The sequence below is a fragment of the Pseudoteredinibacter isoporae genome, from assembly GCF_040372805.1.
Classification (GTDB): Bacteria; Pseudomonadota; Gammaproteobacteria; order Pseudomonadales; family Cellvibrionaceae; genus Pseudoteredinibacter; species Pseudoteredinibacter isoporae_A.
The window spans coordinates 215,859-229,636 of sequence record NZ_BAABWJ010000008.1; the positions used below are offsets into that span (position 1 = coordinate 215,859).

Below are 13,778 nucleotides of genomic sequence, written 5' to 3' on the forward strand. Positions count from 1 at the left end.
GGCCTTAAAACTGCTAAGATACGCGCACCGGTGATTTCGCTGTGAGTTTAATAGTTAAGGGGATGTATGACTGCCAACGATCAAGCGGCTGCGAATCAGTTTTTGCAGCGCTGTATAGAATTTCTCGATGAATCCGTAACACCGTTTCATGCCGTACAGGCCATGGCTAAACGCCTGGATGCGGCTGGTTTTCAAGCACTGAATGAAGCGGATGCCTGGCAGTTGTCCCCAGGGAACAAATATTATGTCTGTCGGAACGATTCTTCGATCATTGCCTTTGTTTTCGGTAAGAGTGATCCTGTTGAACACGGCCTGCGCATGTTGGGTGCGCACACAGACAGCCCTTGCCTTAAAGTAAAACCGCAGCCGGATCTTCACCAACAGGGTTACGCACAGCTGGGTGTAGAGATCTACGGTGGCGTCTTACTCAATCCTTGGTTTGATCGAGACCTGTCTCTGGCAGGGCGGGTAAGCTACAGTGATGCGAATCAGCAATTGCAATCCGCGTTGATCGATTTCAAACGTCCTGTGGCGACTATTCCCAGCTTAGCGATTCATCTGGATCGAGGTGTTAACGATAAACGCAGCGTCAACCCTCAAACCGATATGCCGCCGGTGTTAGGCCTGAGTGACGAACCGATGGATTTCCAACATTTGTTGCGCGAAGAACTTCTGGCCCAGCAGCCGGAGCTGGATATCAATCAGATTCTGGATTTTGAGATCAGTTGTTATGACTGTCAGGGCGCCGGCCAGCTCGGCCTCAATGGTGACTTTTTGGTCAGCGCACGATTGGATAACCTTTTGAGTTGCTTCATTGGTTTGGAATCCTTGCTGGACGCGGATGGGGAGCAGAGTTGTCTGTTGGTCTGTAACGATCATGAAGAGGTGGGCAGTGCTTCGGCTTGCGGTGCCCAGGGACCAATGTTGGCCAGCTTTTTAGAGCGCATTTGGCCTGAGATTACCCCACGTGAACAGCTGATCAATCGCAGTGTGATGATCTCTGCGGATAATGCCCATGGGATTCACCCGAACTTCCCAAATAAACACGATGGCAATCATGGTCCTAAGCTCAATGCGGGACCGGTGATTAAAATTAATGCCAATCAACGTTATGCCAGTAACAGCGAGACGTCGGGTTTGTTTAAGTTGCTCGCCGAAGAGTTACCGGTACAAACCTTTGTGACCCGAGCGGACATGGGCTGTGGCAGTACCATCGGACCGATTACGGCCACTGAGATCGGTGTTCGAACTGTCGATGTCGGGGTGCCGACCTTTGGTATGCACTCTATTCGGGAAACGGCCGGTAGTGAAGACTGTTACACCATGTATCGGATTTTTAATAGATTTTTGGCGAAACAAAGGGTATAACCTGAAGTTCTGGATGACAGGGAATCTGTAATATCAGTCGAAATTATTGAATGCTGACCTCACCAGGGAAGGGTCGAAATGGCAAAAACTGCTGTTATCGTATATAAGAATTTATATAACAATATTGCTGGGAATAGGCATGATCTTGATGTCTTCCCGGTTATGGGTGTGCGGCTCAGTAATGACAATAAATAAAGAAATATTACAACTGTTCTCTCCTTTTGACAGCCTGTCCAGCGACTTTCTGGAAAGTGCTATTGAGCGGATCAGTGTTCGCGAGTTTAAAAAAGGCGATGTGCTGTTCCAGCGCGGCAAAAAACTCTCGGAAACCTTCTATTTACTCAAAGGTGGCGTTGATTTACTCGCCGCTGATCTATCCCGAATCAGTGTTAACCACACCAGTCCCCAGGCACGCCATCCGTTGTGCAATACCCAGCCGGCAAGGGTAACGGCATTTGCAAAAACCGACGTCACGGCTTTAGTCATCGAGCGTGATTTTCTGGATTTGGTGATGGTATGGAGCGAATCCAGTTTGCTCGATGGCGCTGGAATTGATCCTACAGATGAGTTTGATACCGATCCAATTATTGAAGAGCAGCTCAGTACCGACTGGATGAGTGTTTTATTGGCTGCACCACTTTTTTCCCGAATTCCTCCTGGCAATATTCAAGCCTTGTTTCAACGATTTATTCCTCGTAATGTCAGTAAGGGTGAAAAAGTTGTCGTGGTCGGAACCAAGGGCGATTACTTTTACGTAATCAAATCGGGAACCGCTCAAGTTCTCGATTCGGCGGGCTATTGCAAAGCCAATTTAGGCACCGGTGACTACTTCGGAGAAGAAGCGTTGATCGGTGATACGGCGCGCAATGCAACGGTGGAAATGAGCAGCGACGGAGAACTGATGTGCCTGGGTAAAGAAAGCTTTGCGGAGCTCTTGCACCGGCCTCTGGTTAATTATGTATCGGTCACTGAATTTTTTAAGTTGCAACAGTCTGGCCGTTCTATTCGACTCATCGATGTGCGTTTGCCCATCGAATTCAAACAACAGCAATTGTCGGGCTCCGTCAATATTCCGCTTTCTTATTTACGCCCCAAGCTCGCTGAAATGTCTAAAGACGTATTGTATGTGGTCAGTGATTATGGAGGGCGCCGCTCTGAAGTGGCTGTGCAGCTCATGGTACAAGCCGGTTTGGATGTGCTGTTATTGCGCAGCAGTGATGTTCAGGAAGTCGAGCTCTAGGTGTTTGCTGAGATTCGCTATTGGCAATGACCCAGGCAACTGATAATTACCCCCGTGCACTTTTGCTTTCTGCGTATGATGCCCAGAGTCATCGCTATTGGCGTCGACAACTCTGCCAGGGCTTACCCGACTGGCAATGGACGGAATTGAGTTTACCCCCACGTTATTTCAGCTGGAGGCAGCGCGGAAACAGCCTGTCGTGGGCGTTTAAACAACGAGATATACTCACGCAGGACTATGAATTTTTATTGGCCACGTCCATGGTCGATCTGTCGGCATTGCGAGGTTTTGTACCCGAATTGGCCCGGTTGCCTACGGTACTTTATTTCCATGAAAATCAATTTGCCTATCCTCAAAGCACTCGCCAGCATAGCCCTGTTGAACCCCAGTTAACGAGTATTTACAGCGCGCTGTGTGCCGATAGTATTCTTTTCAACAGCCAGTTCAACTTGGACAGCTTCATGGCCGGCGCTCGTGCTTTGTTAAAGGCGATGCCGGATCATGTCCCCAAAGGATTAATGGAGCAGCTTAGTGAGCGCGCGCGAGTGCTGCCGGTGCCTATTAGCCCTTATGTTTCAAAAGTGCCAAATTCAGCTCAGGTACGCCGACATGAAAAAGCGTTGCGCATTCTTTGGAATCACCGCTGGGAGTATGACAAGGGGCCGGAACGCTTGTTGGCGGCAATTGAACGTCTGGATCGTCAACTCAAGTCCCTGCCTGAACAGGAACGCCCCGATATACGCTGGTTAATTCTTGGTCAGAGTTTTCGCAATGTGCCTGAGGAATTTGCTCAAATTCAGCGCATTCTTACGGCCAGTGATAGCCCGATGGCCCTCGAAGCTTGGGGTTACGAGCCCTGCGTGCACAGCTATCAATCTCATATGCATTCAGCTGATGTGGTGCTGTCCACCGCGGAACACGATTTCCAAGGCTTAGCGATACTGGAGGCCCAGGCGGAGGGCTGCTATCCATTGCTCCCCAAACGGCTCGTTTACCCGGAATGGTTTGATGAATCGCTCTGTTATCCCTCCTCGACGATTGCACATGAGGCAGAGGGGTTGGCCGCCGAGATTTGCAAACTCGCCGCTCACAAGATCCAGCAGGGCAAGCTGCCGGAAGTGGTTAGTCGGGTCGACTTTGATTGGTCTGCATTGGGACCGGACTATCAGCGTACCTTTCATTCCTTGCGTAAGAAGCCCGTCTAAGGCTCGCTTTGCTCCATCGTCCAAGCCCTGTATCATAGCGGCGCCCGGCAGCAATGGCTGCCCTTGAAAAAATTTGGACCAAGCATGAGCAGCAAAGAAAAACAACGTATTCTCACCGGTATTACGACTTCGGGAACGCCCCATATTGGTAACTATGTTGGCGCCATCCGACCGGCTATCGAAGCCAGTCGCAATCAGGACAATTTGTCTTTTTACTTCCTGGCGGATTTTCACGCCTTGATTAAATGTCAGGACCCGGATCTGGTTGCTCAATCGACCCGAGAAATTGCTGCAAGCTGGTTGGCGCTTGGTTTGAACCCGGAAGAAGTGGTGTTTTATCGCCAGTCCGATATCCCCCAGATCGCTGAACTCTGCTGGATGCTTAATTGTGTGTGCGCCAAGGGCTTGATGAATCGTGCCCATGCATACAAAGCCGCCGTTGATCAAAATGGCGAGGCTGGCGAGGACCCGGATTTCGGTATCACCATGGGACTGTTCAGTTACCCGGTGTTAATGGCGGCGGATATTTTGATCTTCAATGCCAATAAAGTACCTGTTGGTAAAGATCAAATTCAACATGTGGAAATGGCCCGAGATATGGGCCAGCGATTTAATCATTTGTTTGCCAGCAAAAAGAAACCGCTGTTTACGTTGCCCGAGTACGTGGTCGATGATGATGTTGCTGTGCTGCAAGGCCTGGACGGCCGTAAAATGAGTAAAAGCTACGGCAATACCATCCCTCTGTTTTTGGGCGAAAAACAGCTGCGCAAACACATTAACAAAATCAAAACCAACTTGCTTGAGCCCGGTGAACCAAAAGACCCGGATACTTCCACGGTATTCCAGATCTGGAAAGCGTTTGCTAACGAACAGCAGCAAGCTGATATGCGCCAGGCGTTTGCGGACGGTATCGCTTGGGGCGAAGCCAAAAAAGAACTGTTTGAACTGATCAATAATGAACTGGCAGAACCTCGAGAGCGCTACAACGAGCTTCTGGCCAATCCATCTTACATCGAAGATGTGTTGCAAGCTGGGGCCGAAAAAGCACGCAGTTACAGCGAGCCGTTACTCGACAAAGCTCGCAGCGCGGTAGGCATTCGTAAGCTGGGTTAAGCTTGATGAAACTATTACCATTCGACGGCAGCGGGTCTTGCGGTTGTCGAATGGCAGAATGTCAGTCCGGTATTTCTTGCCTGACTCACAGCGCGTACTCTGCATTTTAGTTGGGAATTGCGTGAGTTCAAAGGGCGGATAAGGTGTCCACCATGGCTTTACACAGTACCTGTATATCCTCTTCGGTACTGATAAACGGCGGCATAGTGTACACCAGCTTTCCAAAGGGGCGCAGCCACACACCACGCTGAATCAAGGCTTTTTGCAGAGCTTCTTTTTCAACATCGTCCTTCATTTCGACCGCGGCAATTGCGCCAATCACTCGAACATCTGCCACAGTTTCTGCGTGTTTCAATGGAGCCAAACCTGATTTGAGCTGCTCTTCAATCAATCGGATACGGCTCACCCAGTCTTGTTCAATCAAAAGGCGGGTGCTGGCCAGTGCCGTTGCGCAGGCTAAAGGGTTTGCCATAAAAGTGGGGCCATGCATAAATACTCCGGCTTCCCCCTCGCAAATACCATTGGCTACTTTGGAAGTACACAGCGTGGCCGCCAGAGTCATGTAGCCGCCGCTCAAGGCTTTGCCCAAACACAATATGTCCGGGCTGATATCGGCGTGCTCACAGGCAAACAGCTTTCCAGTACGGCCAAAGCCCGTGGCAATTTCATCGGCGATCAGCAGGATATTAAACTCTTCGCACAGAGCTTTAAACGCTTTCAAATAGCCCGGTGAATAGACACGCATACCACCAGCGCCTTGCACGATAGGCTCCAAAATAAAGGCGGCTATTTCGCTGTGATGAGTCGCGATAAAATTTCTCGCTCGGGCCAAGTATTCAGGGCAGGGCTCTGATTCAAATCCAGCCGGTGGTGCTTCCAGAAAATGGTGCTTTGGTAAATTGGCGCTGAATAAATGGTGCATGCCATTGACTGGATCACAGGTCGCCATCGCCCCAAACGTATCGCCGTGATAGCCGTTTTTAATCGTTAACAGGCGATGTTTTTCAGCGTGCCCTTGGGAATGCCAGTATTGGAGAGCCATTTTGATGGCCACTTCCACGCTGACAGAACCCGAGTCGGCGAAGAACACCTTATCCAGCCCCTTAGGGGTTAGCTCCACCAGTAAGTGAGCCAACTCAATAGCCGGTTGGTGAGTGAGGCCGCCAAACATCACATGGGCCATTTTATCAATCTGCTCTTTGGCTGCCTGATTCAAAACGGGATGGTTGTAACCGTGCAACATGCACCACCAGGATGACATTCCGTCGATGATCCGCTCGCCCGTTGCCAGTTCCAAATGAACCCCTTCGGCGCGTGCCACAAGAGGCAGGGGGGAGCTGTTGCTGTCGGCGACCTGGCTGTAGGGGTGCCAGATGTGTTCCTGATCAATTTGCTGGAGGTGAGATAGGTGGTTCTGTCCACTAGAGGGATTGGAAATCACGGATTTCATACTGGAGAATAACTCTGTTAACCAAATGTTATAAATTGGTTAACTATTCTAGAGTATCCCCCCTCCATATGCCATGGCAAACTGACGTGCAGTAATTGAGAGCTTTTTCTCCCTCTTTGAAACCAGTATTTCAGGTTCTTCTATGCGTAGTATGTTCAGTTCCATGACTTTATCCAAATGCCTCGTGGTGGTGACGTTAATGTGTCACATACCTGGGGTGTTGGCGGCGCCAAAAGCCGAACTTTGGCCCTTTTGGCAACCTCAGGAGATCAAGCAGACGAGTGACAAACCCCTCTCTGTGGCGGATTGGCAGGCGTTTCTGGACACCTATGTCAGTCCGGATGCGCAAGGCGTGAATCGCGTGGCGTATGGTGACGTGAGTAAAGAGGACAAACAAACTTTGCAAAGGCATTTGAACGCTCTGGCTGAGCTGGATCCCCGAGAATGGTCTGAAGCTGAGCAGCAGGCATTTTGGATCAATACTTACAATATAGCGGTGGTTAATTTGGTCTTGGATCATTACCCGCTGGACTCTATTAAAGATATCCGCTTGAGTTTCAAAAGTTTGTTTAATGCGGGCCCCTGGGAAGACAAAATTTTAGTGGTTGCTGGAAAAAAACTTTCCCTGAATGATATTGAGCATCGAATCTTGCGCCCAATTTGGAAGGATGCCCGCTTTCACTTTGCCTTGAATTGCGCCAGCATAGGTTGCCCCAATCTGGCGAAAGAGGTGTATCGCGCGGAGAGCCTGGATGAGCAATTGGAGCGTGCGAAACGTGAGTTTCTTAGCTCGTCCAGAGCCTTTTCTGTATCTGGTGAGAGTTATCGTTTATCCAGTATCTTCAATTGGTATTGGCAGGACTTTGCGCCCGAGAAGAAGCAACTCTGGCGTTATTTTCAGGGCCAGGGCCTGATTGAGAAACCTGTTGAAAGTTTCAGTTATGATTATGATTGGGATCTCAATGTTCACGTCAGCACTGAAGGAAAGTAAACCTTCCGAGAAGGTCGAATTGCTTACTTATGAGGTTGGCTTTAAGGCTATCCTAGCCAATTTGACGAACCTTTGGCTAGCGTTGTGGTCTCTTATGAATCAACAATCTGTACTTGTTTAGGGTTGTTTAAAATAAGGCGTTGATTCCGAGGAAGAGACACAATGAAAATCGTTCCCTTGAGAATGTTTGGCCTGCTGAGCTTGGCCGCAATCCTGGCGGCCTGCACTCAACAGGATGTTTATGAGATGTCGCAGGAGAATGGTCGTAAAGCCTGTGAGAAAGAGCCGCCCCCGATGCAGGATCGCTGCATGGAGCAATACCAGCAAAGCTACGATGAGTATCAACGTGAACGTGACGCATTGCTGGAAGACAGCAAGTAAACACGGCCAGTTTGCTCACCACGTTATAGAGTTACTCTGCGCTTGAACGAAACGGCAAGGGTTTAACCTTGCCAGGTTTGAGCGACTCATCGCGATCTGCTGAGCGAAGGGTTTTAACTGGGTAGGCGCAACGTTGCAACCATTTTCCTATCGCCGCTTCGTCCAGTGGCTTTGCGATGAAATAGCCTTGCATATAGTTGCAACCCCAGGCAATTAACTGCTGTAAGGCTGCCTCGTCTTCTACCCCCTCGGCGACGACCGACAATCCAATATTATGGGCAAGCTCGATGGTTGAGCGGACAATGGTTCTGTCCTCTTCATCCTGTGCTAAATCCTGTACAAAACTTTTGTCAATTTTTAATTCATGTACGGGCAATTGCTTAAGCTGTGCAAGGGATGAATAGCCTGTACCGTAATCATCAATAGACAATTTGATGCCTTGGTCTTTTAAGTGACTCAATTGGGCAATGGCGCTTTCAGGGTTTTCGACAGCGGCACTCTCGGTTACTTCTACAATCAATGCGCTGGTGGGCAATTCAGCATTTTGCAGCAAAAAGGCGACTTCTTTGTCGAAATCCTTTTGGGCCAGATCGAGTGCAGAGATATTGACCGCGACGGCGAGATCGTAACCTTGTGCCCGCCAGCGTTGGCATTGCTCCAATGCTTTGGCCAACACCCAACGTGTCAGTTCAACGATATAACCAGTCTTTTCCGCGAGACCGATAAAATCATCTGGAGGTACGAAACCCAGCTCAGGGTGCTGCCAACGTACCAAGCATTCCACGCCTTCGACTTGGGTTTTGCCCTGGTGATGGCGTATCTTCGGTTGGTAGTGTAAACACACCTGATTTTCTATGATGGCTTTGGGCAGCTCGGCCATTAAGGTCAGTTTGCGAAGACTGTATTCGTCGTGTTTAGGATCGTAGGTGACGGTGGCTTTTTGACTGCTGCAGGCCTCGTTTAAGGCGACACCGGCACGGCGTAATAAACCCTCAGCATCCAGGGCGCTGAACGGGTAAATCACAATGCCAACCGAAATTTTTAGGCTCAGTTCAATGCCGCTGACACAAAACGGATCTTTCAGGGCTTGATGAATTTGTTCATTGATTTCACGAGCACCCATGATGTCATTGGTTTTACCCAACAAGATAAATTCATCCAAATTCAAGTGTGCCAGTTTGTGATCTTCCAGTTTTGTGCTCAATCGTTCGGTAACCAAATGAATCAGTTTATCGCCCCAGGAGTAACCCAGCGCATCAACGATATCTTGAAAGTGATTGAGGCGGAAGTTTGCCAGCACCGCAACTTCCTGGCTGCTGTCCAGATGGTTGATGGTATGGTCAATGCGTTCAATCAATCCTTTGCGATTCAACAAGCCGGTTAAGCTGTCATGGCTGGCTTGGTAAGTAATGTGTTCCTCACGTTCCGATACCGCTCGTTGCATGCGTGAAAATGCCTTCGCCAATCGGCCGATTTCATCGCGACGATGAATGCGAATAGGGGTGTTATAGTCACCTTTGGATACATCATCGATAACGTGCAAAAGTTGATTCAGGGGTTTGCTGATGCCTCTTGAAAAAACATAGCCAAAAACTAGAGCCAGTAAGGAAATTAAACCAAAAATTGAGAGCAGGCTAAGCCACCACTGGCTGAACTTTTCTCGGGGCTCATTCAACGATTGCTGAAATAAAATAGCCAAACCGCTTTGTGAGTGTTCATCAAAAGGACGATACAGAGCGAGATCTTCCCACTCTCCTTGGGTGATCACCCAGGGCTTATCTGCTAAGGCCGGAGGCGTGGGCGGCATGCTTTTCATGCGTTCTTCCGGCAGGCTGCTGGCAATAAATTGCAAACTGTGGCTGTGGGGCAGGACAAAGCTGATATTCACACCGCTGATTTCGCTGTAGCGATTTGCCATCTGATCGTCAATCTCAAAACCCATGCCGAGCCAGCCGACCCGAATGGGGGCTTTGACCTCGGTCAATACCAGTTGATAGTGACGTTGGTTGATCTGGGTGATGGTTTGAAAAGTGATTTGCTGGCTGCGGTTGACCAGTTCCAGAATCTGTTGCGGCAGTTGCTTGTCCTGACGAATGGTACTGACTGCCAGCACTCCCTCATTGTCGACAAAAAGAGCGACATCAGCGCCCACGCGATTACTGTGGTTTTGCAATACGCTTTCCAGGGTGCTGTAGTCGCGTTGACCGATAGATTGCCTAAGGCCCCAGTCTTTCACCACGGTTTCGACGCTGGTATTCAATAAATGATGTTGGTTATCGAGTACATCAAAAAAGTTTTTTGAGCCACCAGAAGCTTGTCGGAAGCGTCTTGTTCGACCTTTTGACTGGCCGATTGATAGAGGAAGAGCATGCTGGAGAGACCCAGCCCTAACAGGATGGTGGTCAATAAGGCGAATATTCGACTGTGTAGTTTCATGGTAATTCACTGTAGGTTTGCCCTAAAAATAGTAACGGGCACTGAAACTCAATTGGTCTTCCTTGGCGTATCGGCGTTCGCCACGGTAGTGGCGTCGATGTTGTCGGGAGCGACGTTGCTGATATTCGGCGCTGAATTTCCAATGCGGCGCTAAATAATAACTGTAGTTGATATTGAAACTATTGCCTGATTCATTGTTGTTATCCATTGGAGTCGTGTCCCTATCTTCCACTGTGGCTCTTTCGAACCGTACACTGAGGCGATGGGGCCCTGAAGATTTGGACAGGCCGATATAGGCAGACTCGAGGTCATTGAGCACAAAACCCCGCCCCATACTGGTGTCGCCGCTCATGTATTGGCCGTAGAGTTCTATATCAGACTGCAAAAAATAATGGGCACCAAGGTGCCAAAAGCGAGTGCGCCAAGCGTATTGGCCGTTGTGGAAGGCGGTGTCTTCGGCTTGGTTGTCGTAGTAGTAGACCTCCGCTTTGAACTGCTTACGCCGCGACAGCCCAAATGAGGCATAGAAGCCAGGGCGGTCGTCGATTTCCCGAAAGGGTTGATAGCGTTTGGCCTGTGGGTTTTCTGCAGCGGCGACCCCTGGAGCGGGATAAAACGGTAAAGAACTGTCCCAACCACTTTGACGGTCGTGATTAGACCATCCTTTCCATGACAGTATGGCCCCCGTGGGATCATTGAAAGCAAACAGGGCTAAATTGATACTGGCGTTGAGCTTATGATGTGTGTGTGCTGTCGGGCTCGCAATAACCCAGCGCCAGTTTCCTTCCAATCCCACAGTCCGGAGTTCTTCAGCAAACCAAGTGTTAATCGCAGAATAGTTAAGTCCGTAAATCGAACTCCAAACGCTTCCACGGTTTTCGATCGACATTTTGGGATAGAACATACCCAGCCGCCAGCGGCTGCGCACCTTCCCCTTCCGCAGTGGACGATATTGCCAGTACAACTCAGTAACTTCTATGCCGGAGGTTTGTTCCGGGTAGGCATGGATTTGAGTGACCAATTGACTGCCGGGTTTTAGATCCACTTTTATCTCTGCGGCGGCATCGGCAAGAAGTGGACGGCCATTGTGATCATGATCAAAACGCGAATGTCCTGTACCTGCATCCAACCAACTGTTGTTACCTTCAAAATGCTGCAAACGGAAATCGAGGTAAGCTTTGCTGCTGATTCTTTGTAACCAGTCAGTTTGTTGTCCCAGAGATTGCCCCTGAGATTGTGACAGTGCGATTGACGGACAAGTGGCGAGTGCAAATGTCATGGCATGGCGTATGACCTTGCTTGGCATTCCAGGGGCGTATTTATTTAATGTCTTCACATCTCGCATAAAGGGCTTCTGGTCTTTAGATTGACTTACGCTTAATAGTCCTCATCTTCATCCAAGCGCTCTTGAGGCGCTTTCACCTGGGCTTTGGGGGTGACTTTTTGAGGTACAGTAATGCGATATGTGGCTTGCCCTTGATAATCCAGCGCGGTAATCAATGCTTGGCCATTGTTAATGTCCGGGTGCCAGACGTTGATCTGATACGGACCGTGTGGAATACCTTTAAAGCTCACGAAGTCTTTTTCAATTTGCCCAAAAAAAGGAGTGTCGACGACGACAAGGTAGGCGATCATCCAATCGTGGATATTACAGCCCAAAGCGATAAGTCCCGGGTTTTCCACTTTGATGGGAGCAGGCGTTCGTTTTTTATAGAGCGGCAGTTCAAAGCTCAGGGGTTTGGAAAATGAATATACGTGATGTGCGGTGTTATCCCGGTTGGGGAAATGAATGTCGCTGCCGAGCCGAACGATACTGATATACGGATCAAATTGTCGGTTTCGTTGCTCAATGACCTTGGCGTTTTGTGCCTCTGAAGCTGTGACGGGAGCTGACTCTGGGAGTGGAAAGTTTGCTTCTAGCCACACTACTGCACCCGGCGCAGTTTGAATGTTTCCCTGATGTTCGAGACGAATGTCGAGTGCGGAAACCCGGCATGTAATTGAAAAACAAAGAGCGAAAATGACAAGCCCTGGAGTACGAAACACAAACCACCTCTAGGTGCAAAAATAGACGAATTTGATTGTGAATTATGGTCGCTTGACGCGGCATTGTTTTTAAAGCTTAGTTTGTTTTCCATACTGCGCAAGTTCGAAAAATTAAATATCTATAACCACCCTGTAATGGGATAGTTTTGTGATAAATGAAGCGCTCATGTGATGCGCGCTTTGCTCTAAAACGGCAAATAACCTTGCTGATGTCGTGTGTATTCAAGCGGCTTCACAGCGTTGCCCAATGGCTTCGATTAACCCTTCAATTTGTTGTCGTTGTGCTGATGCCAAATCCAGAAAACTCAAACTGATGCTGGTGTGGCGTCTTGGCTGACGAAGAAATTGGATGCCTTTGAGTTTCGCGCGGCAGCGAATGTTGAATCCGCCAGGAAAGGCTAAGTCGCACATAGGTAATACTGCCCCGGGATAAAGATCTTTCAGTTGGTTTCCCGCGAAGCGTAAGCGCACACCACCACTGGATAAATTTTCCACACTGCCAAACAACTTTTGTCCGACCGGCGTTTGAAGACTTGCTGCAATCGGAAAATCTTCATCGATAACAATGCGGGGTTGTTTGCGGCGCTGTCCTGAGTCAATTCGATCAGGTATTTGAAGACTGTAGTAGGGCATGGCGGTGTGGTGGTGGTAGCACAGAACCTGGCACTCCATTTCCTGAACCTGGCCTCCCTGATGAAGTCGGATATGCAAAGCATCTCCGGCGCGAATTTGGCCGTGATACTGACTTGGAAAGAGTTCATCGATATCAAAGCTGCCGCTGCTGGCGTCTACCGACAAGATCAGACTTTGCTGGTAATCACCCTGGCGAACACTTTTAACTTCAATCAATTGCCTTTGCTTTTGCCAGAGGCGCAGTTGCCTCAAGACCTCAGGATGAGGTTGCGAAGCGTCTTGGGCCATCTCCTTAAAAAAGCCGGGCATACTGCGAGCTTCAATTTCAGGCTTTTTGCCAAACATTTTTTGCCACAAGGTCATCGTGAATCCTTATCGTGCACTGATGTTATGAACGCATTCGAGGGAATCCGCTTTCTCGTGACATGCACACTGCAAAGGCCGTGCCAGGCAAAATTGCTCACGATATGAACGTGAATGGGCCGCAAGAGACCCAATTGTGTCGTTTTTGAGCGATAGGAGTGGTAGACGGTCACTGCCACAGGAAATTCTTTGCCGCTTGTCTTATCGATAAGTACCTATGGGCGGGTTGAGAAAGGTATAACCTTAGATTCTTCGGTCTGTGCGGAATTTAAAGCCTGATTCATCCAGAAAAGGGGATTTCAGGCCGGTTTTCCATGGTTTTTTGCCAATAGAGGACGGAATTCTTATTCCATTCATGTTTTCCCAGATAGAATTGGGGCCTTTATAGAACCATCTGGCACTAAAAGCTTAATAAAAAGGCATGTTTGGCTTATATGGCTGACAAGTGGACTGCTACTTTGTGGTGTGTGTCACATTTTGGCTATAAAATGATTGTTGCTATAACAATCATTGCTTGATAGGCCAAAGTTATTAGCGCGCCAAGGTATTGTG

General features: G+C 49.0%; 12 protein-coding genes. 6 read left to right on the forward strand and 6 right to left on the reverse strand.

The window, feature by feature from the left end:
- The first annotated feature begins 66 nt into the window (after positions 1-66).
- The 4 genes from ABWW03_RS15800 (at position 67) to ABWW03_RS15815 (ending at position 4,926) form a co-directional block, all read left to right on the forward strand.
- Positions 67-1,368: a M18 family aminopeptidase gene (locus tag ABWW03_RS15800; RefSeq protein ID WP_353409845.1), complete on the forward strand. Its 1,302-nt coding sequence runs from the start codon at positions 67-69 to the stop codon at positions 1,366-1,368.
- Between the two features lie 181 nt (positions 1,369-1,549).
- Positions 1,550-2,608: a cyclic nucleotide-binding domain-containing protein gene (locus ABWW03_RS15805; RefSeq protein WP_353409847.1), complete on the forward strand. Its 1,059-nt coding sequence runs from the start codon at positions 1,550-1,552 to the stop codon at positions 2,606-2,608.
- Positions 2,609-2,634: 26 nt separating this feature from the next.
- Positions 2,635-3,813 carry a tRNA-queuosine alpha-mannosyltransferase domain-containing protein gene (locus ABWW03_RS15810; RefSeq protein ID WP_353409849.1) on the forward strand — a complete coding sequence of 393 codons (1,179 nt, stop codon included), beginning with the start codon at positions 2,635-2,637 and terminating at the stop codon, positions 3,811-3,813.
- A gap of 84 nt (positions 3,814-3,897) precedes the next feature.
- Entirely contained in the window at positions 3,898-4,926 is a 1,029-nt protein-coding gene (locus ABWW03_RS15815; protein WP_353409851.1) for a tryptophan--tRNA ligase, read from the forward strand.
- 127 nt (positions 4,927-5,053) lie between these two features.
- Here the strand turns inward: ABWW03_RS15815 and bioA are convergent, their stop codons facing one another.
- Positions 5,054-6,376 (reverse strand): adenosylmethionine--8-amino-7-oxononanoate transaminase, encoded by a 1,323-nt coding sequence (gene bioA, locus ABWW03_RS15820; RefSeq protein ID WP_353409853.1) that lies wholly within the window; start codon positions 6,374-6,376, stop codon positions 5,054-5,056.
- 199 nt (positions 6,377-6,575) lie between these two features.
- Here bioA and ABWW03_RS15825 point away from each other — a divergent pair, with 199 nt between their 5' ends.
- Together ABWW03_RS15825 and ABWW03_RS15830 are read left to right on the forward strand one after the other, a co-directional pair.
- Positions 6,576-7,367 carry a DUF547 domain-containing protein gene (locus ABWW03_RS15825; protein ID WP_353409855.1) on the forward strand — a complete coding sequence of 264 codons (792 nt, stop codon included), beginning with the start codon at positions 6,576-6,578 and terminating at the stop codon, positions 7,365-7,367.
- Positions 7,368-7,529: 162 nt separating this feature from the next.
- Complete coding sequence (locus ABWW03_RS15830; RefSeq protein WP_353409857.1) at positions 7,530-7,748, forward strand: hypothetical protein; 219 nt, start codon at positions 7,530-7,532, stop codon at positions 7,746-7,748.
- Between the two features lie 31 nt (positions 7,749-7,779).
- On the opposite strand, the gene ABWW03_RS15835 is transcribed toward ABWW03_RS15830, so the two are convergent.
- The 5 genes from ABWW03_RS15835 to ABWW03_RS15855 form a co-directional block, all read right to left on the reverse strand.
- Positions 7,780-10,008, reverse strand: a complete 2,229-nt coding sequence (locus tag ABWW03_RS15835; RefSeq protein ID WP_353409859.1) for an EAL domain-containing protein — start codon at positions 10,006-10,008, stop codon at positions 7,780-7,782.
- Positions 10,005-10,184, reverse strand: a complete 180-nt coding sequence (locus ABWW03_RS15840) for a hypothetical protein (protein WP_353409861.1) — start codon at positions 10,182-10,184, stop codon at positions 10,005-10,007. The genes ABWW03_RS15835 and ABWW03_RS15840 overlap by 4 nt, the downstream gene beginning before the upstream one ends.
- A gap of 22 nt (positions 10,185-10,206) precedes the next feature.
- Positions 10,207-11,529, reverse strand: a complete 1,323-nt coding sequence (locus ABWW03_RS15845; RefSeq protein ID WP_353409863.1) for a porin — start codon at positions 11,527-11,529, stop codon at positions 10,207-10,209.
- A gap of 32 nt (positions 11,530-11,561) precedes the next feature.
- Positions 11,562-12,230 (reverse strand): hypothetical protein, encoded by a 669-nt coding sequence (locus ABWW03_RS15850; protein ID WP_353409865.1) that lies wholly within the window; start codon positions 12,228-12,230, stop codon positions 11,562-11,564.
- Positions 12,231-12,452: 222 nt separating this feature from the next.
- Entirely contained in the window at positions 12,453-13,226 is a 774-nt protein-coding gene (locus tag ABWW03_RS15855; RefSeq protein ID WP_353409867.1) for a flagellar brake protein, read from the reverse strand.
- Positions 13,227-13,778 lie beyond the last annotated feature (552 nt).

Bases quoted from the DNA above. Each gene is read 5' to 3' on its own strand.
- ABWW03_RS15855 (WP_353409867.1), bottom strand. From the start codon at position 13,226: ATGACCTTGTGGCAAAAAATGTTTGGCAAAAAGCCTGAAATTGAAGCT.
- ABWW03_RS15810 (WP_353409849.1), top strand. From the start codon at position 2,635: ATGACCCAGGCAACTGATAATTACCCCCGTGCACTTTTGCTTTCTGCG.
- ABWW03_RS15815 (WP_353409851.1), top strand. From the start codon at position 3,898: ATGAGCAGCAAAGAAAAACAACGTATTCTCACCGGTATTACGACTTCG.
- ABWW03_RS15840 (WP_353409861.1), bottom strand. From the start codon at position 10,184: ATGAAACTACACAGTCGAATATTCGCCTTATTGACCACCATCCTGTTA.
- ABWW03_RS15825 (WP_353409855.1), top strand. From the start codon at position 6,576: ATGTGTCACATACCTGGGGTGTTGGCGGCGCCAAAAGCCGAACTTTGG.
- bioA (WP_353409853.1), bottom strand. From the start codon at position 6,376: ATGAAATCCGTGATTTCCAATCCCTCTAGTGGACAGAACCACCTATCT.
- ABWW03_RS15830 (WP_353409857.1), top strand. From the start codon at position 7,530: ATGAAAATCGTTCCCTTGAGAATGTTTGGCCTGCTGAGCTTGGCCGCA.
- ABWW03_RS15845 (WP_353409863.1), bottom strand. From the start codon at position 11,529: ATGCGAGATGTGAAGACATTAAATAAATACGCCCCTGGAATGCCAAGC.
- ABWW03_RS15805 (WP_353409847.1), top strand. From the start codon at position 1,550: ATGACAATAAATAAAGAAATATTACAACTGTTCTCTCCTTTTGACAGC.
- ABWW03_RS15800 (WP_353409845.1), top strand. From the start codon at position 67: ATGACTGCCAACGATCAAGCGGCTGCGAATCAGTTTTTGCAGCGCTGT.